The organism is Rhizobium sp. ERR 1071 (genome assembly GCF_007828675.1).
Taxonomy (GTDB): Bacteria; Pseudomonadota; Alphaproteobacteria; order Rhizobiales; family Rhizobiaceae; genus Rhizobium; species Rhizobium dioscoreae.
In genome coordinates this window covers 378,567-397,638 of record NZ_VITM01000001.1, presented here as the reverse complement: position 1 = coordinate 397,638, position 19,072 = coordinate 378,567, and the positions used below count along the sequence as shown (strand labels likewise).

Here is a 19,072-nt window from a genome sequence, read left to right as displayed (position 1 = left end):
TGCAAAACATGTCAAACCAGTAGGGGTAACCATGAAAAAACTAGCACTCGCCCTCACAACGACAGCGGCAGCCATCGTTGGTTTCGCTGCCGCTGCAGAAGCAGCACCGACCAAGGTCTGCTTCGTCTATGTCGGTTCGCACACGGACGGCGGCTATTCGCAGGCGCATGATCTCGGCCGTCAGCAGATCCAGAAGGAATTCGGCAACAAGATCGAGACGCCTTATCTCGAAAACGTACCGGAAGGCCCGGACGCCGAGCGCGCCATCGAGCGTCTCGCCCGCTCCGGCTGCTCGCTGATCTTCTCCACCTCGTTCGGCTTCATGGATGCGACCGTCAAGGTTGCCGCCAAGTTCCCGAAAGTGAAGTTCGAGCATGCGACCGGCTTCAAGAGCGGTCCGAATCTCGCGACCTACAACTCGCGCTTCTATGAAGGCCGCTATATCCTCGGTCAGATCGCCGCCAAGATGTCGAAGAACCATGGTGCCGCCTACATCGCGTCCTTCCCGATTCCGGAAGTCGTGATGGGCATCAACTCCTTCGAACAGGGCGCCCGCTCGATCGACCCGAGCTTCAAGCTGAAGGTCGTATGGGTCAACACCTGGTTCGACCCGGGCAAGGAAGCTGACGCCGCCAAGGCCATGGTCGACCAGGGCGTCGATATCCTGACGCAGCACACCGATACGACGGCGCCGATGCAGGTGGCTGAAGAGCGCGGCATCCATGCTTTCGGCCAGGCCTCCGACATGATCAAGGCTGGCCCGAAGGCACAGCTGACGGCGATTGTCGACACCTGGGGCAACTACTACTCCAAGCGCGTTCACGCACTGCTCGACGGCACCTGGAAGTCCGAACAGAGCTGGGACGGCCTCAAGGACGGTATCCTGAAGATGGCCGACTATACGAACATGCCCGACGACGTGAAGAAGATGGCCCAGGAAACCGAAGCCAAGATCAAGTCCGGCGAGCTGGCTCCCTTCACCGGTCCGATCAACAAGCAGGACGGCACGCCCTGGCTCAAGGCCGGCGAAAAGGCTGACGACGGCACGCTGCTCGGCATGAATTTCTACATCGAAGGCGTGGACGACAAGCTGCCGGCTTCGAAGTAAGCTCCATCGAATAGTTAAAGTTGAGAAAAGGGTGCCTCAGGCGCCCTTTTTTGTTGCGCTGCATCATCGAATGTCGATTTACAAAAGTATTACTATATGATTTTTTGACGGCGGGCCTGAGGAGATGGCCTTTGGGAGATAATCATGAAGTTTAAGACCGCACTCGTTAGTGCTACGATTCTCGCTGCCTGCATGTTTACGTCGGCGTCGGCTAAAGACCTGGTTGTCGGCTTCTCGCAAATTGGTTCGGAGTCTGGCTGGCGCGCGGCTGAGACCACGTTGACCAAACAGGAAGCCAAGAAGCGCGGCATCGACCTGAAATTCGCTGACGCGCAGCAGAAGCAGGAAAACCAGATCAAGGCGATCCGTTCGTTCATCGCACAGGGTGTCGATGCGATCCTGCTGGCGCCCGTCGTCGAAACCGGCTGGGATGCCGTTCTGAAGGAAGCCAAGGAAGCAAAGATCCCGGTCATTCTGCTTGACCGCACGGTCGCCGCGCCGAAGGACCTTTATCTGACGGCTGTCACGTCTGACCTGGTTCATGAAGGCAAGGTTGCCGGCGACTGGCTCGTGAAGACAGTCGGCGACAAGAAGTGCAACATCGTCGAGTTGCAGGGCACGACCGGTTCCTCGCCGGCCATCGCCCGTAAGAAGGGCTTCGAGGAAGCCATCAAGGGCCACGATAACCTGAAGATCGTTCGCAGCCAGACCGGCGACTTCACCCGCGCCAAGGGCAAGGAAGTCATGGAAAGCTTCCTGAAGGCTGAAAACGGCGGCAAGGATATCTGCGCGCTCTACGCTCACAACGACGATATGGCCGTCGGCGCCATTCAGGCGATCAAGGAAGCCGGCCTGAAGCCGGGCAAGGACATCCTGACCGTGTCGATCGATTCGGTTCCGGATCTCTTCAAGGCCATGGCTGCCGGTGAAGCCAACGCAACCGTGGAGCTGACGCCGAACATGGCTGGTCCGGCCTTCGATGCACTCGATGCCTACCTGAAGACCAAGAAAGAGCCGCCGAAGTGGATCCAGACGGAATCCAAGCTCTACACGCAGGCCGATGATCCGCAGAAGGTCTACGAGCAGAAGAAGGACCTCGGCTACTAAGACGAAAGCCCATCGCACCGAATCGGCAATGCCGCGCCGGTGCGATATCGTGTGCAAGATGCCGGCGCACCCGTAGAATGCGCCGGCTATCGCTTTCGCAATTTGATTCATTCCAAGGAAATTCGCGCTTCATGGCTCACGACGTAGAGCGACTTCTGACGGCGACAGGTTTTTGTAAATATTTCCCTGGTTCGACCGCTCTCGATCATGTCGATTTCACATTGATGCGTGGCGAGGTCCATGCGCTTCTCGGCGAAAACGGTGCCGGAAAATCGACCTTGATCAAATGCATGACCGGCGCCTATCGCCGCGATGCGGGCACTCTGGTTCTCGACGGGGCCGAGATCGATCCGCATGATACGCTTGCCGCTCAGAAGCTCGGTATTGGAACGGTCTACCAGGAAGTGAACCTGCTGCCCAATCTGAGCGTGGCGGAAAATCTGTTTCTGGGTCGTCAGCCGCGGCGGTTCGGTATGGTCACCAGCCGCGTCCTGAACAAGATGGCGAGAGATCTGCTGTCACAATATGGCTTGGATATCGATGTCAGCCGCCAGCTCGATCGCTTTTCGGTTGCCATACAGCAGGTGATCGCTATCGCCCGCGCGGTCGATCTCTCTGGCAAGGTGCTCATTCTCGATGAGCCCACTGCGAGCCTGGATACGCATGAAGTCGAGATGCTGTTCGGTGTCGTCAGGCGATTGAAACAGCGCGGGCTCGGAATTGTCTTCATTACGCATTTCCTGGAGCAGGTTTACGAAATCTGCGATCGCATCACCGTTCTCCGCAACGGCCGGCTGGTCGGCACGCGCGAGGCGGACGGTCTTCCGCGGCAGACCCTGATCGCCATGATGCTTGGCCGCGAACTCGCCGAGACTGAAAGCACGATCAAGCAGAGCGAGACGGAAAGCGGCCCGATCAAATATCACTTCACGAATTTCGGCAAGCGCGGCAAGATCAAGCCGTTCGACATGGAGGTGCGCGTCGGCGAAGTGGTCGGCATTGCCGGCCTGCTCGGCTCGGGGCGGACGGAGACCGCCGAAGTGCTCTTCGGCGTTGAGCGCGCCGACAGCGGCGAGGCGAAGATCGAAGGCAAGCCCATTGCACTTTCCAGTCCGCGCGCCGCGATCAAGAGCGGCTTCGGCTTTTGCCCGGAAGATCGCAAGACCGATGGGATTATCGGTGATCTCTCCATTCGCGAGAATATCGTCATGGCGCTGCAGGCAAGGCGGGGCTGGGCAAGGCCATTGCCGCGCAGCGAGCAGAACGCCATCGCCGATCGCTATATCAAGGCGTTGGATATCCGCACGACCGACCGGGAAAAGCCGATCAGGCTCCTTTCAGGCGGTAACCAGCAGAAAGCCATACTTGCCCGCTGGCTGGCAACCAATCCGAGCTTCCTCATCCTGGATGAACCGACGCGCGGCATCGATGTCGGTGCCCATGCGGAAATCATCCGATTGATCGAGGATCTTTGCCGGCAGGGAATGTCCCTGGTGGTCATTTCATCCGAACTCGAGGAGCTTGTCGCCTATAGTTCGCGAGTCATCGTCCTGCGCGACCGCGAACATATTGCTGAGTTGACCGGCAGTGAGATAACGGCCGGAAATATCGTCGAGGCTATCGCCACGGCTCAAAAGACGCGGGAGGACGCATGAGCTCGCCAATCAAAACCTCCTTGCTTCGGCTGATGCCTCAGTTCATTGCACTCGCGGTTATTCTTCTGTTGAATTTCATCATGTTCCCGCATTTCTTTCATCTGGAAGTTCAGAACGGAAGACTCTACGGGAGCTTGGTAGACGTACTCAATCGTGGTGCGCCGGTAGCGCTGCTCGCCATCGGCATGACGCTGGTCATCGCCACGAAAGGGATCGATCTGTCCGTCGGGGCGGTCATCGCGATTTGCGGCGCTGTCGCGGCTTCCTCGATTGTTGCCGGCTACTCGCTTTCCTATACGCTGCTCTTGACGATCGGCATCGGTCTGGCATGTGGCCTCTGGAACGGATTCCTCGTCGCTGTACTCGATATCCAGCCCATCATCGCGACGCTGGTGCTGATGGTGGCGGGCCGCGGCATCGCGCAATTGATCACTGAAGGCGCGATCCTCACCTTCAACAATGACGGGCTGATCTTCCTTGGCAGCGGCTCCTTCGCCGCCCTGCCGATGCCTGTCGTGATCTGGCTTGTCGCTGCGCTTCTGGTGATTGCTCTGGTGCGGCGCACAGCTCTCGGAATGCTGGTCGAAGCCATTGGCATCAATCGCCGGGCAAGCACCTTGTCCGGTATCCGGACCCCGGTCCTGCTCATCGCTGTTTACGCATTGAGCGGCCTTTGTGCCTCCATCGCCGGCATCATCGTCACGGCCGATATCAAGGGTGCGGACGCCAACAATGCCGGTCTGTGGCTTGAGCTGGATGCGATCCTTGCGGTCGTGGTTGGTGGCAATTCGCTGCTTGGCGGCCGTTTCAGCATCGTCGGTTCGCTGATCGGCGCGATGATCATTCAATCGGTCAATACGGGCATCCTGCTCTCCGGCTTTCCGCCGGAGTTCAATCTGGTGATCAAGGCGATCATCGTCATCGTCATTCTGGTCATCCAATCCCCCGCCATGCAGTCTGCAACTGCATTCTTCTGGCGCCGGCGCGCCGAGGGGCAGATGGTGCAAAAGGAGCAGGCAAAGTGAATTCGAAATATCTCCCGCTGCTTGCGACCATCGTCATCTTCATTCTGGCTTATGCCGGCTGCGTGACACAGTATCCCAACATGCTGTCGACACGCGTGATCGGCAACCTTTTGACCGATAATGCCTTTCTCGGTATCGCAGCTGTCGGCATGACATTCGTCATCATCTCCGGCGGAATTGATCTGTCCATCGGATCGGTCATTGCCTTTACCGGCGTGTTCCTGGCGATCGTCCTTCGCGATACCACGATCCATCCCTTGATCGCTTTCGCTCTGGTCCTCGTGATCACGACAATTTTTGGCGCCGGCATGGGCGCCATCATCCACTATCTCAGCATGCCGCCCTTTATCGTGACGCTGGCCGGCATGTTCCTGGCGCGGGGCATCGCCTTCGTGATGTCGATCGACAGCATTCCGATAGAGCATGATTTCTACTCTCAGCTCAACGATCTCTATTGGCTGATGCCCGGCGGCGGCCGGCTGACCTTGATCGGCAGTCTCATGCTACTCGTCTTTGCCGGCGGCATCGTGCTGGCGCATCGCACCCGTTTCGGTGCCAATGTCTACGCGCTGGGTGGGGGGGCGCAGACCGCGGAACTGATGGGCGTGCCCGTGGGAAGAACGACGATCCAGATCTACGCTCTGTCCGGCTTTCTCGCCGGTCTATCCGGAATCGTTTTTTCCATTTATACCTCGGCGGGATATTCGCTTGCTACAGTCGGCGTCGAACTCGATGCGATCGCTGCCGTGGTTATAGGCGGAACACTGCTGACGGGAGGAGCGGGGTTCGTCGGAGGAACACTCATCGGAATTCTCATACAGGGCTTGATTCAGACCTACATCACCTTCGATGGAACGCTTTCCAGCTGGTGGACGAAGATATTGATCGGCTTGTTGCTGTTTGCCTTTATTCTGATGCAGAAGGGTCTCCTGCTGCTTTCCCGCTTGAATCGACGATATGCCTGAGGGAGGGACAGAGCGCTTGCGCGACCGATTGCTTGAGACCGGAAAATCAGAGGGAAAATCGCGCACGAGCCACGCTCAGGTGGTCGATGAGCTGGGCAAGGCGATCGTCTCCGGCGCGTTTCCGATCGGAAGCATTCTTCCTGGCGACAGCGAGCTTCTGCAACGATTCAAGGTATCGCGCACGGTCCTGCGTGAGAGTATGAAGACTTTGGCCGCAAAGGGGCTTGTGGTGCCGCGTGCGCGCGTCGGCACGCGCGTCACCGAGAAGATCCATTGGAACATGTTCGACAACGAGGTGCTCAACTGGCATTTCGAAAGCGGCGTCAACAAGGAGTTCCTTCTCCATCTTTACGATATACGCATGGCATTCGAGCCTTTTGCCGCAAGCCTCGTGGCGGAAAGGGCCAGTCGAGAGGACATCGAACTGCTCCGCAGTCTTGCCGCTGCCATGGCAGCGCCGCATCATACCTCCGATAGCCTCGCGGTCGCCGATCTGCATTTCCACCTGGCAATTACGGAGGCTTCGCAGAACCCATTCATGCGATCGCTGGGCGGACTTATCGAAGCCGCACTCGTCGGCATGTTCCGCATGAGCGCACCGCCTTCAACCAATGGCTTCGCCAATATTGCGGATACGCATATGGCCATAGTGGACGCGATAGCGGCGCGTGACGGCCTTTCGGCCCATAAGGCGATGGAATTTGTGATCATCGATGGGCGCCAACATGTTCTCGAAGCTTTCGAGGCCCTTGCCGAAGCCTGAAGGTCGCCTTCAATTTCGCCGTGGTTCATCGCTCGACTTGTTGATATGAGGGGAGTCGCCCGGCCCCCGGGCGGCGCTTGACCGTATATCTCGGAGCTTGAAATGGAACGCAGCTGCCTCGCCATCATCCTCGCCGCCGGCGACAGTACCCGCATGAAGTCGTCGATGTCGAAGGTCCTGCACCCGATTGCTGGGCGTCCGATGATCGCTCATGTCATGGAGGCGATCGCCAGGACCGGGATTTCAGCGGCGGCTCTGGTGGTCGGGCGCGATGCGGATGAGGTCAGCGCGGCAGCATCGATTGGCGATATTGCCGTCGAATCCTATCTGCAGAAGGAGCGGCTCGGCACGGGCCATGCCGTGTTGGCGGCGCGCGAGGCGATTGCCCGCGGATATGATGATATTATCGTTGCCTATGGAGACGTCCCTCTGCTGACCGATGTGCCGCTTCGTGCGGCCCGCCAGGGACTGGCCGATGGCAATGACATCGTCGTCATCGGCTTTCATACGGAGCATCCTAACGTCTATGGCCGCTTGCTGGTCAAGGATGGCGAACTGATCGCCATTCGAGAAGCCAAGGACGCCACCGATGCCGAACTGGCGATAAAGTGGTGCAATAGCGGGCTGATGGCGATCAATGGCCGCAAGGCGCTGGAGCTTCTTGACCGCATCGACAACAACAATGCCAAGGGCGAATATTATCTCACCGATCTCGTCGAGATCGCCCGCTCGCTGGGCGGCCGCGCCGTTGCGGTCGATGCGCCCGAGGTTGAAATGACCGGCTGCAACAACCGGGCCGAGCTCGCCTTTATCGAGCGCCTCTGGCAGGAGCGGCGCCGGCAGGAGCTTATGCTGTCGGGCGTGACCATGGTGGCGCCAGAAACCGTGTTCCTCGCCTATGACACCGTGATCGGCCAGGATGCGTTGATCGAACCGAATGTCGTCTTCGGTCCCGGTGCGGTGATCGACGGCGGCGCGGTCATCCATGCCTTCTCGCATATTGAGGGCGCCCATGTCAGCGCCGGCGCGACGGTTGGGCCCTTTGCGCGGCTGCGTCCGGGCGCGGATCTCGCCGGCGGTGCCAAGGTCGGCAATTTCTGCGAGGTCAAGAACGGCAAGATCGGCGAGGGTGCCAAGGTCAATCACCTGACCTACATCGGCGATGCGACGATCGGCGCCGGCAGCAATATCGGCGCTGGCACGATTACCTGCAACTATGATGGGGTCAACAAACATGAGACGCATATTGGCGCCAATGCTTTCGTCGGTTCCAACTCATCGCTGGTCGCGCCCATCCGCATCGGCGACGGCGCATATATTGCTTCCGGCAGTGTCATCACCGATGATGTTCCGGCCGACGCGCTGGCTTTTGGCCGGGCTCGCCAGGAAGTAAAGCCAGAGCGAGCCAAGGCAATCCGCGAGCGAGCTCTTGCCATCAAGGCAGCGAAGAAGGGCGGCCACTAAAACTCGCGTGTCGACGTAACGGTCAGAAATCGAAAGTGACCGTGACGGCAATTGAGAAAATCGCAGGAATGATTAGGACTTGCCCTCATATCTGAGGCCAGACGGAGAGCTGTATGTGCGGTATTGTGGGGATCGTCGGAACGAAGCCTGTGGCGGAGCGCTTGGTGGACGCGCTGCGGCGGCTCGAGTACCGCGGCTATGATTCGGCGGGAGTTGCGACGATCCACGACGGCGTGATGGATCGCCGCCGCGCGGAGGGAAAGCTGTTCAATCTGGAAAAGCGCCTCGAGTCGGATCCTTTGCCCGGCACGACCGGCATTGCACATACGCGTTGGGCAACCCACGGCGTTCCGAATGAAACCAATGCCCATCCGCATTTCGTCGAAGGTGTTGCTGTCGTCCACAATGGCATTATCGAGAACTTCTCCGAGCTGCGCGAAGAACTGAAGGCCGAAGGCCAGGAATTTGCCTCGCAAACGGATACGGAAGTTGTCGCTCATCTATTGGCGAAATACGTTCGCGAAGGCCTGGACGCACGTTCGGCCATGCTGAAAATGCTGAACCGTGTGACGGGCGCCTATGCATTGGCCGTGATGTTTCAAAACGATCCCGGCACGCTGATGGCGGCGCGTTCTGGCCCGCCACTTGCGGTCGGCTACGGCAAGGGCGAGATGTTCCTCGGCTCGGATGCCATCGCACTTGCGCCTTTCACCAACGAAATCACCTATCTCGTCGATGGTGACTGCGCCATCGTTAGCCATGCCGGCGCGACCATTCTCGATTTCAGCGGCAAGGAAGTGAGCCGGCCGCGGCAGATTTCCCAAGCGACCGCCTATGTGGTCGATAAGGGCAATCATCGCCACTTCATGGAAAAGGAAATCTACGAGCAGCCGGAAGTCATTTCCCATGCGCTCAGCCACTATATCGATTTCGCCAGCCATCGCGTGCGCCCGGATGTCTCGGCCATAGATTTCGGCGGCGTGTCCGGCCTTGCAATTTCGGCTTGCGGCACCGCCTATCTTGCCGGCCTGATCGGCAAATACTGGTTCGAGCGCTATGCGCGTCTTCCGGTCGAAATCGATGTGGCCTCAGAATTCCGCTATCGCGAAATGCCGTTGTCGCCGTCGCAAGCGGCGCTGTTCATTTCCCAATCCGGCGAGACCGCGGATACCTTGGCTTCGCTGCGCTATTGCCGGGACAACGGCCTGAAGATCGGCGCCGTGGTCAACGTCAGGGAATCGACCATCGCGCGTGAGTCCGACGCGGTGTTTCCGATCCTGGCTGGTCCCGAGATCGGCGTCGCCTCGACGAAGGCTTTCACCTGCCAGCTTGCGGTTCTCGCATCGCTCGCGATCGGAGCGGGCGTTGCTCGCGGCACGGTCAGCGCCAAGGATGAACAGGAAATGGTGCGCCATCTCGTCGAGATGCCGCGTATCATGGCGAATGTGCTGAATATCATCCAGCCGCAGATGGAAAGCCTGTCGCGCGAAATCTCGAAGTTCAAGGATGTGCTCTATCTCGGTCGCGGCACCAGCTTCCCGCTCGCCATGGAAGGCGCGCTGAAGCTGAAGGAAATCTCTTATATCCACGCAGAGGGCTATGCGGCCGGCGAATTGAAGCACGGGCCGATCGCGCTGATCGACGAGAATATGCCCGTCATCGTCATTGCTCCGCATGACCGCTTCTTTGACAAGACCGTTTCCAACATGCAGGAAGTGGCAGCACGCGGCGGCCGAATCATCTTCATCACGGATGAGCTTGGTGCGGCAGCCTCGACATTGCCGACCATGGCGACCATCACCTTGCCCGTCGTCGACGAGATCATCGCCCCGATCATATTCTCGCTGCCGATTCAATTGCTTGCCTATCATACGGCCGTCTTCATGGGCACGGACGTCGATCAGCCGCGCAATCTCGCTAAATCGGTCACCGTGGAATAGGACAACTTCCGTCCCGCATTTGCCGTCACGTCATCGTGAGCCGGACGTTTGTTCGGCTCGCGGACGCAGCTGGCGGGTTGTATGCCGCACTGATTTCTGGCACGATTCCCATTCTGAGATGGTGGGGAGGATTTGCCGGGTAGCAGTAGGCGGCGGAACGGAGTTTTCGAGCGGCGAATGACTGAAAAACTCATCAAAATGTCCGTAACCACGCGGATCAGAAACAATTTCCTGGCCGGCCTGATTATCTGCGCCCCGATCGCCATTACCCTGTGGCTGACCTGGTCCGTCGTTCATTGGGCCGATAGCTGGGTTCGCCCCTATATTCCCGCGCGCTACGATCCTGAAAGCTATCTGAACTTCGCCGTTCCGGGGACCGGCCTGGTGATCGCGATGATCTTCATCACGATCGTTGGTTTCCTCGCCAAGAACCTGATTGGCCAGAGCATCGTCCGCTTCGGGGAGTCGATCGTCAACCGCGTGCCGCTGGTGCGGACCATCTATAAGAGCGTCAAACAGATCTTCGAGACTGTGTTGAAAGAGCAGGGCACATCCTTCAAGAAGGTCGGGCTGATCGAATATCCAAGCCCAGGCCTCTGGTCCATGGTATTCATATCGACCGATGCCAAGGGTGAGATTGCTTCGAAATTCAATGCCATGGGTCAGGACATGGTGGCGGTCTTTCTGCCGCCGACACCTGTGCCCACGGCCGGCTTTCTGGTTTTCGTTCCACGCGAAAAGATCACGGTGCTCGACATGAGCCCGGAGGATGGCGCCAAACTGCTGATCTCGGGCGGACTTGTATCGCCCGAATACAAGGAAGAGCTCATCGCGGCGAAGGGGCTGCCCAGGCCCGTTCCGATAAAATCGCTGACTTAGAAACGCTCCCGTTCCTGTCGTAGGTTGCCTGGCCTCGCGTATCACGCGAGCTGTCATGTCTCTATCATATTGACGCCTTAGATCGTCCTACGGGACAGGCAATCGGATGCATCTCATCATCGAACATTCGGAGTTTCGACCCCGGCTGTTGTTTTTCGACGCGGCTTGAGAGCGGGTCGGAGATGGATCTCATTGTCTCCATACATATTTTCACTGGAGGATATTGTCTTGAAATATATGCATTCGAAGAGCTTGCCGCTGTTGTCGGCCGCGCTGGCAGCATTTGTTTTTTCCGCACCAGTCGCGGCGCTTGCTGATAATTCCATCGCAGTCCAGGGCGTGACGCTCGTCAACAAGGGACGTGTCGCGGTCGGTCGTATCCCCGCCAATCTGCGCGACAAGTTCGGCGAGACCTTCGGTTCCGGTTCGGGAATGTCGATCGACACCAAGAGCTGGGTCCGCAATGCCGACGGCACCTATAAGGGTTCGCTCTGGCTGCTGCCGGACCGCGGCTATAATGTCGCCGGCACCACCGATTATCGCGGACGTCTCAACACCATCGATATCAAGCTGACTCCGGTCGCTCCCGGCGCGACGCCGCCGGCCGGCCAGGAACAGTCGGGCGTCGAGGCCAAGCTCGCGGATACTCTGCTTTTGAAAGACAACAAGGGCAACGAAACCACCGGCCTCGACCCCGCCAACGGCGTTCGCCAGGCAGAAAGCGGTATGCCGCTTTTGCCGCAGGCACCGAACGGCAAGATCTCGCTCGATAACGAAGCTATTGCTCGGCTGCCCGACGGTTCGATGTTCATCAGTGACGAATACGGTCCTTACATCTATCGCTTCTCGGCAGACGGGCGCATGATCTCGGCCACGGCACCGCCGGCCGCGTATCTGCCAATGCGCCACGGCGCCGTGAATTTTTCCTCGAACAATCCCGGTCCCGGTGAAGCCGCGCCCGATCCGAAGGATCCGACCAGCGGGCGCCAAAATAATCAGGGCTTCGAGGGGATGTCCCTGACGCCGGACGGCAAGTTCCTGATTGTCGTGCTTCAGTCCGCGACCCGCCAGGACGGTGGCGATTCCAGCTCTACCAGGCAGAATACACGCGCCCTGGTCTATGATGCCGCCGATCTCGACCATCTGAAACTGGTGCACGAATATGTCGTGCCTTTGCCTGTCTTTACCAATGAAAAGGGCAAGACGGCCGTCGCCGCGCAAAGCGAAATCGTGGCACTCTCACCGACAAGCTTCCTGATGCTGGCGCGCGACAGCAACAATGGTTATGGCCAGAAGGGCGATAAGTCGCTCTATCGTAGCATCGTTGCCGTCGATGTGTCCGCTGCCACCGATATTGCCGGCGGCAAGTTCGACGGCGACACGGCTGTCGCGCCAAAGGGCGTTCTTGATCCCTCCGTCAAGCCGGCTGTCGTCAGCCAGTTCATCGACATCAACGACAGCGCCGATCTTGCGCGCTTCGGTCTGCACAATGGCGCGCCGAACGACCGTAACAACCTCTCGGAAAAGTGGGAGGCCATGTCGATCGTCAGCGTTCAGGATCCGAAGCTGCCCGACGACTACTTCCTGTTCGTTGCCAATGATAACGACTTCATCACCCAGGACGGTTTCCAGGTCGGAGCCGCCTACAAGGATGAAAGCGGTGCCGATGTCGACACCATGTTCCAGGTGTTCCAGGTCACCATTCCCGGCCTCGCCGCAAAGTAATGTCGTGAGAGACAGGGATGGACGCGGCTAACGCGTCCATCCGCTCACCCCGCTCGCAGGAACCGGATCGCCTCGTCGCGACGGAAGAGATAGAGCAGGGTGCGTACCGCACTGCCACGCTCGCTGGTGAGCTCCGGATCGCGCTCAATGAGATAGGCGGCATCCTTGCGGGCAATTTCCAGAAGATCGGCATGGGCTTCCAGGCTGGCGATGCGGAAGCCTGGTGTTCCGGACTGGCGCGTGCCGAGAAGCTCGCCTTCGCCGCGCAGCTTCAAATCCTCCTCGGCAATGCGGAAGCCGTCTTCCGTCTCGCGCATGATCGACAGCCGCGCATGCCCAGTTTCACCAAGGGGGCCTTTGTAGAGCAGGATACAGGTCGAGGCTTCGGCACCGCGACCGACACGTCCGCGCAATTGGTGAAGCTGCGCTAGGCCAAAGCGCTCGGCATGTTCGATGACCATGATGGTCGCGTCCGGCACGTCGACACCCACTTCGACGACGGTCGTGGCCACAAGCAGGCGGATCTCGCCATTCTTGAAGGCCATCATCACGGCGTCTTTTTCCGGGCCGCTCATCCGGCCATGGATGAGGCCAATGCCAGGCCCGAGCGCTCTCGTCAGCGTCTCGTAACGCTCTTCGACCGACATTAAATCGGATTCTTCAGATTCTTCCACAAGTGGGCATATCCAATAGGCTTTTTTACCCTCAGATAGCGCGCTTCTCAGGCGCGCGACGATATCGCCGGTTCGTTCATTCGGAATGGTGATCGTTTGGATCGGCTTGCGTCCCGCCGGCTTCTCGGTGAGCTTCGAAACGTCCATATCGCCGAAGGCGGCGAGCACAAGCGTTCGCGGTATGGGCGTCGCGGTCATCACGAGCATATGCGGCGAGATGCCCTTCGCGGTCAGGCGCAGGCGTTGGTGAACGCCGAAGCGGTGCTGCTCGTCGACCACAGCCAGCATGAGGTTGGCATAGGCGACGCTGTCCTGGAAGAGAGCATGCGTGCCGATGATGATCTGTGCTTCCCCGGAAGCAATGCGCTCGAGGATCGCATCCCGCTCGCGTCCCTTTGTGCGGCCTGTGAGAACTTCGACGGAAAGGTTTGCACTCGCTGCGAATTTTGAAATCGTTGCATGATGCTGACGCGCCAGGATTTCGGTCGGTGCCATCAACACGGCCTGGCCGCCGCTTTCGATCACGGCGGCAATCGCCATCAGTGCCACTAGCGTCTTTCCCGCACCGACATCGCCTTGCAGCAGCCGAAGCATGCGCTCGGTGCCGGCCATATCCTTCAGAATATCGGCAACCGCATCACGCTGGCTGTTCGTCATCGAGAAGGGCAGGGATTCCAGTATTTTGCGGCTGATTTCTCCAGTTGCATGCACCGGTTGTCCCACAACCTTGCGCAGCCTTTGGCGCACGAGAGAGAGCGACAATTGCCCCGCCAGGAATTCATCATAGGCAAGCCGGCGGCGCGCGGGAGATTGCGGATCGATATCGGCCGCATCTCTCGGCGCATGCAGCATGTGGAAGCTATCGGAGATCGAGGGAAAGCCCTGCTTTTGAGTAAGGGCTATATCATCCCACTCAGGCAACTGCGGAATGCGCGGCAGCGCCGCCTCGATGGTCTTGCGCAGGAACTTCGGCGTGAGGCCGGCGGTTAGCGGATAGACCGGTTCGACCAGCGGCAGGTTTTCCGCTTCACTCTCGCGCATGATGTAATCCGGATGCACCATGGACGGGCGGCCGTTGAACCAGTCGACCTTGCCGCTGACGGTGACGGTTTCATCGATCGGCAGCTGCTTTTCGAGCCATTGTGCCTTGCCCCGGAAGAAGACCAGCGCCAATTCTCCGGTCTCGTCGTGCAGATAGACGCGATAGGGAACGTTGCTACGCGCATTCGGCGGCGGCTGGTGTCGGTCGACACGGCCGGTAATGGTGACGATGGCGCCCTGCGGCGCCCGCGCGATACCGGGCTGCTCGCGTCGGTCGATGATCGAATGTGGTGCGTGGAAAATGAGGTCGATGACACGGCAATCGTCGATCGTTTCGCGGTCGAGCAGCTTCACCAGCAGCTCGGATACCTTCGGCCCGACGCCGGGCAGCGAAGAGATGGAGGCAAACAGCGGGTCGAGGATAGCGGGACGCATGGCCGGCAAAATGCGACGGGCAGGGCGCATTTGGCAAGGGGCAGCGGAGAACTCGATCCCTTTGAGCCCGACACTCCCCGGAAAATTGCATCGCAGGTGCTTTTTTCTTAAAAACCGGTTCCCACCTGTGAGCGCTGGTTTTATAGAGACGCATCAACATAAAGGTGTTTTTGATGACTGGGCTGACCCTCAGCAGTGCCGATCTCGATCCTCGCCGTCGGCGCATCCTTTTCCGTTGCTGGCATCGCGGCATCCGCGAGATGGATCTGGTCTTCGGCCAGTTTGCCGATAATGAGCTGCCAGGCCTTTCCGAGGCCGATCTCGACGAGCTTGAGCGCATCATGGCTGAAGAGGACAACGATCTCCTCAAATGGATTCTCGGCAGCCAGCCGACGCCGCAGCATTTGCAGACGCCTCTCTTTGAGCGCTTGGCCTCCTACAAGCCCGATTTCGAAGAGATCGCCGAAAGGTTCGGATTGACGAAATGATCCCCGGTTTCGACGCGAAGAAGCTGCTCGCCGCCAGCGAGCCGATGACGATCGGTCATGTTCCGGCTGGCCTGGAGCCGTTCCTGATTGCCGAAATGGCAAAGGCCGGCCAACCGATTGCCTATGTCATGTCTGACGGCCAGCACATGGCCGATGTCGAACAGATGCTCGGCTTCATCGCGCCCGAAATCCCGGTACTCACCCTGCCGGCCTGGGATTGCCTTCCCTACGACCGCGTTTCCCCAAGCTCCGACACCTCGGCGCGGCGCTTGGCGGCTTTGTCCGGCCTGATCGCGCATCATCGCAAGCCGCATGCAGCCATCGTGCTGGTGACCGTCAACGCCATGCTGCAGAAGGTGGCACCGCAAGATATTATCGAGAGCCTGGCGTTCTCGGCCCGTCCCGGCAATCAGGTCCGGATGGACGACATCGCGGCCCGCCTGGAGCGCAACGGTTTCGATCGCGTCGCAACGGTACGTGAGGTCGGTGAATATGCGGTGCGCGGCGGCATTCTCGACGTCTTCGTTCCCGGCACGGAAGAGCCGGTGCGCCTGGATTTCTTCGGCGATACGTTGGAAAGTATCCGTAGCTTCGATCCGGCAAACCAGCGTACAACTGGGCAGGTGCGTTCGCTCGATCTCAATCCGATGAGCGAAGTGACGCTGACGCCGGATACGATCAGCCGCTTCCGCAAGAGCTATCTCTCCGCCTTTGGCGCCGCTACGCGCGATGATGCGCTCTATCTCGCCGTATCCGAAGGTCGGCGATACGCCGGTATGGAACATTGGCTGCCGCTCTTCTATGAGAAGCTTGAGACGGTTTTCGACTATCTCAAGGGCTTCCGCTTGGTCACGGATCACACCGTGCGCGAGGCGGCCGAGGAGCGCTCCAAGCTCGTCTTCGATTATTACGATGCCCGCCTGAATTCCGGCCAGCAGACCAAGGGACAGATGGCGCAGGGCACGCCCTATAAACCGGTCACGCCGGGTCAGCTCTATCTCGACGGCAAGGCCTTCGGCAATGCGCTCGACGCCTTCGGCGCCATCCGCATCTCGCCCTTCAACGAACATGAGGGTGAGGCGCGTCGCGTCATCGAGCTTGATGCCCGCCAAGGGCCGCGCTGGGCGCGCTCCGCCACCGATGGCGCCGACAGCGAGCGCATCAACGTCTTTGACGCGGTCGTCAAGCATATTGCCGACAAGCGGGCGGCAGGCGGCAAGGTGCTCATATCCGCCTGGACCGAAGGTTCGCTCGATCGCCTGCTGCAGGTGCTTTCCGAACACGGGCTGGCGCGCGTCAAGACCATCGAGGCCTTCAAGGATCTCAGCGGCCTGGCGAAGGGCGAGGCGGCTGGCGCCGTACTCAGCCTCGAAGCCGGTTTCGAGGCTGGCGATCTCATCGTCATCGGCGAGCAGGATATTCTCGGCGACCGCATGGTGCGCCGTTCCAAGCGCCGTAAGCGCGCCGCTGACTTCATCTCGGAAGTGGCAGGCTTGGACGAAGGCTCGATCGTCGTTCACGCCGAGCATGGCATTGGCCGTTTCGTTGGGCTGAGGACCATCGAGGCCGCCGGCGCACCGCATGCCTGCCTTGAGCTGCAATATGCCGACGATGCCAAACTGTTCCTGCCGGTTGAAAATATCGATCTGCTCTCGCGCTTTGGCGGTGAGGGCACTGAGGCACAGCTCGACAAGCTCGGCGGCGGCGCTTGGCAGATGCGCAAGGCGAAGCTCAAGAAGCGCCTTCTGGATATCGCTGGCGACTTGATCCGTGTCGCAGCCGAGCGCCTGACGCGCCATGCGCCGGTGCTGACCTCTCCCGAAGGGCTCTACGACGAATTCGCCGCGCGCTTCCCCTATGATGAGACCGACGATCAGATGAACGCCATCGAGGCAGTGCGCGAGGATCTCGGCGCCGGCCGGCCGATGGACCGCCTCGTCTGCGGCGACGTCGGTTTCGGCAAGACGGAAGTGGCGCTTCGCGCAGCCTTCGTCGCTGCCATGAACGGCGTGCAGGTCGCTGTCGTCGTGCCGACGACCCTGCTTGCCCGGCAGCATTTCAAGACCTTCTCCGAGCGTTTCCGCGGCCTGCCGATCCGCGTGCAGCAGGCATCCCGCCTGGTGGGCGCCAAGGAGCTGGCGCTGACCAAGAAGGAAGTGGCGGAAGGCAAGACCGATATCGTCGTCGGCACGCATGCACTGCTCGGCGCCGGCATCCAGTTTGCCAATCTCGGCCTGCTCATTATCGATGAAGAGCAGCATTTCGGAGTGAAGCACAAAGAGCGTCTGAAGGAACTGAAGAGCGACGTGCATGTGCTGACGCTGTCGGCGACGCCGATCCCGCGCACGCTGCAGTTGGCGATGACGGGTGTGCGCGAGCTGTCGCTCATCACCACGCCGCCGGTCGACCGCATGGCGGTGCGCACCTTCATCTCGCCCTTCGATTCCCTCGTGATCCGCGAAACGCTGATGCGCGAGCATTATCGCGGCGGCCAGAGCTTCTATGTCTGTCCGCGTCTCGCTGATCTCGCCGATATCCACGCCTTCCTGCAGTCGGATGTGCCTGAGCTGAAGGTGGCGGTCGCGCATGGCCAGATGCCGGCCGGCGAGCTGGAAGACATCATGAACGCCTTCTACGAAGGCCGTTACGATGTGCTGCTGTCGACGACCATCGTCGAATCCGGTCTCGACGTGCCGACGGCCAATACGCTGATCGTCCACCGCGCCGATATGTTCGGCCTTGCCCAGCTCTATCAGCTGCGCGGCCGCGTCGGTCGCTCCAAGGTCCGCGCCTTTGCGCTCTTCACGCTGCCGGTCAACAAAGTCCTGACCACGACTGCGGAGCGCCGGCTCAAGGTGCTGCAGTCGCTGGATACGCTCGGCGCCGGCTTCCAGCTTGCGAGCCACGACCTCGATATCCGCGGTGCCGGCAATCTGCTCGGCGAGGAACAGTCAGGCCATATCAAGGAAGTGGGTTTCGAGCTCTACCAGCAGATGCTCGAAGAGGCTGTCGCCGAGGTCAAGGGCATCGACGAGATCCAGGATACTGGCTGGTCGCCGCAGATCTCCGTCGGCACGCCGGTCATGATTCCCGACGATTATGTGCCCGATCTGCATCTGCGCATGGCGCTCTACCGCCGTCTCGGCGAGATCACCGAGCTGAAGGAAATCGACAGTTTCGGCGCCGAAATGATCGACCGTTTCGGCCCCTTGCCGATGGAGGTGCAGCATCTCCTCAAGATCGTCTACATCAAGTCGCTCTGCCGCATCGCCAATGTCGAGAAGCTCGACGCCGGCCCGAAAGGCGTCGTCGTTCAGTTCCGCAACAAGGAATTCCCCAACCCCGCCAACCTCGTCGGCTACATCGCCAAGCAGGGCACAATGGCCAAGATCCGCCCCGATCAGAGCGTCTTCCTGACCCGCGATCTGCCGACACCGGAGAAGCGACTGCAGGGCGCGGCTGTGGTCATGACGCAGCTGGCGGAGCTGGCGAAGTAGGGAGTATATTGATCGGTTCGCAGTTTATCCGGACGCCGTCTTTGGTTGAAGAAGGCGCGGTGGTCTGTGGTGTTGGAGAGGCTTATGCAAGATGAAGTGCCGCGCGAGAAAAACCCGCCTAAAACCTCTGACTACGAAATGTTGAGAGTTGTTTGGCGTCCCTGGGACGTATCATTGATCATCGCTCTTCGGGAGTTTTGGCCAACATTTCGTTCTGCATGGCCAAAATCAAATAAGAAGCAGGATCGCTAATCCCAAGCTCTAAGCGCTTCGAATGATTGCGAAGCACATAGAGCTAGTAGCGGA

At 59.6% G+C, this 19,072-nt stretch carries 13 protein-coding genes; 12 read left to right on the top strand and 1 reads right to left on the bottom strand.

Annotated features, from left to right (window positions below; translation table 11 throughout):
• Nucleotides 1-31 precede the first annotated feature (31 nt).
• The 10 genes from FBZ99_RS01990 (at nucleotide 32) to FBZ99_RS01945 (ending at nucleotide 12,631) form a co-directional block, all read left to right on the top strand.
• Entirely contained in the window at nucleotides 32-1,108 is a 1,077-nt protein-coding gene (locus FBZ99_RS01990; RefSeq protein ID WP_069612139.1) for a BMP family ABC transporter substrate-binding protein, read from the top strand.
• A gap of 144 nt (nucleotides 1,109-1,252) precedes the next feature.
• On the top strand, nucleotides 1,253-2,215 hold the full coding sequence (ytfQ, locus tag FBZ99_RS01985) for a galactofuranose ABC transporter, galactofuranose-binding protein YtfQ (protein ID WP_069612140.1): 963 nt from the start codon (nucleotides 1,253-1,255) through the stop codon (nucleotides 2,213-2,215).
• A 131-nt stretch (nucleotides 2,216-2,346) separates the two neighbouring features.
• Nucleotides 2,347-3,870 carry a galactofuranose ABC transporter, ATP-binding protein YtfR gene (ytfR, locus tag FBZ99_RS01980; protein WP_113352557.1) on the top strand — a complete coding sequence of 508 codons (1,524 nt, stop codon included), beginning with the start codon at nucleotides 2,347-2,349 and terminating at the stop codon, nucleotides 3,868-3,870.
• Nucleotides 3,867-4,895, top strand: coding sequence for an ABC transporter permease (locus FBZ99_RS01975; protein ID WP_113389610.1), 1,029 nt, complete (start codon nucleotides 3,867-3,869; stop codon nucleotides 4,893-4,895). Before ytfR ends, FBZ99_RS01975 begins: the two co-directional genes overlap by 4 nt.
• On the top strand, nucleotides 4,892-5,860 hold the full coding sequence (yjfF, locus tag FBZ99_RS01970) for a galactofuranose ABC transporter, permease protein YjfF (protein ID WP_145631257.1): 969 nt from the start codon (nucleotides 4,892-4,894) through the stop codon (nucleotides 5,858-5,860). Before FBZ99_RS01975 ends, yjfF begins: the two co-directional genes overlap by 4 nt.
• A gap of 16 nt (nucleotides 5,861-5,876) precedes the next feature.
• Nucleotides 5,877-6,623, top strand: coding sequence for a FadR/GntR family transcriptional regulator (locus FBZ99_RS01965; protein ID WP_069612144.1), 747 nt, complete (start codon nucleotides 5,877-5,879; stop codon nucleotides 6,621-6,623).
• 102 nt (nucleotides 6,624-6,725) lie between these two features.
• Nucleotides 6,726-8,087 carry a bifunctional UDP-N-acetylglucosamine diphosphorylase/glucosamine-1-phosphate N-acetyltransferase GlmU gene (gene glmU / locus FBZ99_RS01960; protein ID WP_113389611.1) on the top strand — a complete coding sequence of 454 codons (1,362 nt, stop codon included), beginning with the start codon at nucleotides 6,726-6,728 and terminating at the stop codon, nucleotides 8,085-8,087.
• A 113-nt stretch (nucleotides 8,088-8,200) separates the two neighbouring features.
• Nucleotides 8,201-10,027, top strand: coding sequence for a glutamine--fructose-6-phosphate transaminase (isomerizing) (gene glmS, locus FBZ99_RS01955; protein WP_113352553.1), 1,827 nt, complete (start codon nucleotides 8,201-8,203; stop codon nucleotides 10,025-10,027).
• Between the two features lie 177 nt (nucleotides 10,028-10,204).
• Nucleotides 10,205-10,906, top strand: coding sequence for a DUF502 domain-containing protein (locus FBZ99_RS01950; RefSeq protein WP_113333759.1), 702 nt, complete (start codon nucleotides 10,205-10,207; stop codon nucleotides 10,904-10,906).
• 237 nt (nucleotides 10,907-11,143) lie between these two features.
• On the top strand, nucleotides 11,144-12,631 hold the full coding sequence (locus FBZ99_RS01945; protein WP_233788714.1) for an esterase-like activity of phytase family protein: 1,488 nt from the start codon (nucleotides 11,144-11,146) through the stop codon (nucleotides 12,629-12,631).
• A 44-nt stretch (nucleotides 12,632-12,675) separates the two neighbouring features.
• Here the strand turns inward: FBZ99_RS01945 and recG are convergent, their stop codons facing one another.
• Entirely contained in the window at nucleotides 12,676-14,781 is a 2,106-nt protein-coding gene (gene recG / locus FBZ99_RS01940; RefSeq protein WP_113352681.1) for an ATP-dependent DNA helicase RecG, read from the bottom strand.
• A gap of 173 nt (nucleotides 14,782-14,954) precedes the next feature.
• Here recG and FBZ99_RS01935 point away from each other — a divergent pair, with 173 nt between their 5' ends.
• Nucleotides 14,955-15,269, top strand: coding sequence for an FAD assembly factor SdhE (locus tag FBZ99_RS01935; RefSeq protein WP_113333761.1), 315 nt, complete (start codon nucleotides 14,955-14,957; stop codon nucleotides 15,267-15,269).
• Complete coding sequence (gene mfd / locus FBZ99_RS01930) at nucleotides 15,266-18,766, top strand: transcription-repair coupling factor (RefSeq protein ID WP_113352551.1); 3,501 nt, start codon at nucleotides 15,266-15,268, stop codon at nucleotides 18,764-18,766. Before FBZ99_RS01935 ends, mfd begins: the two co-directional genes overlap by 4 nt.
• Nucleotides 18,767-19,072: the final 306 nt, after the last annotated feature.

What these genes read in the sequence shown, in the direction of transcription:
- FBZ99_RS01990 (WP_069612139.1), top strand. Translation starts at nt 32, where the DNA reads ATGAAAAAACTAGCACTCGCCCTCACAACGACAGCGGCAGCCATCGTT.
- ytfQ (WP_069612140.1), top strand. Translation starts at nt 1,253, where the DNA reads ATGAAGTTTAAGACCGCACTCGTTAGTGCTACGATTCTCGCTGCCTGC.
- ytfR (WP_113352557.1), top strand. Translation starts at nt 2,347, where the DNA reads ATGGCTCACGACGTAGAGCGACTTCTGACGGCGACAGGTTTTTGTAAA.
- FBZ99_RS01975 (WP_113389610.1), top strand. Translation starts at nt 3,867, where the DNA reads ATGAGCTCGCCAATCAAAACCTCCTTGCTTCGGCTGATGCCTCAGTTC.
- glmU (WP_113389611.1), top strand. Translation starts at nt 6,726, where the DNA reads ATGGAACGCAGCTGCCTCGCCATCATCCTCGCCGCCGGCGACAGTACC.
- glmS (WP_113352553.1), top strand. Translation starts at nt 8,201, where the DNA reads ATGTGCGGTATTGTGGGGATCGTCGGAACGAAGCCTGTGGCGGAGCGC.
- FBZ99_RS01950 (WP_113333759.1), top strand. Translation starts at nt 10,205, where the DNA reads ATGACTGAAAAACTCATCAAAATGTCCGTAACCACGCGGATCAGAAAC.
- FBZ99_RS01945 (WP_233788714.1), top strand. Translation starts at nt 11,144, where the DNA reads ATGCATTCGAAGAGCTTGCCGCTGTTGTCGGCCGCGCTGGCAGCATTT.
- recG (WP_113352681.1), bottom strand. Translation starts at nt 14,781, where the DNA reads ATGCGTCCCGCTATCCTCGACCCGCTGTTTGCCTCCATCTCTTCGCTG.
- FBZ99_RS01935 (WP_113333761.1), top strand. Translation starts at nt 14,955, where the DNA reads ATGACTGGGCTGACCCTCAGCAGTGCCGATCTCGATCCTCGCCGTCGG.
- mfd (WP_113352551.1), top strand. Translation starts at nt 15,266, where the DNA reads ATGATCCCCGGTTTCGACGCGAAGAAGCTGCTCGCCGCCAGCGAGCCG.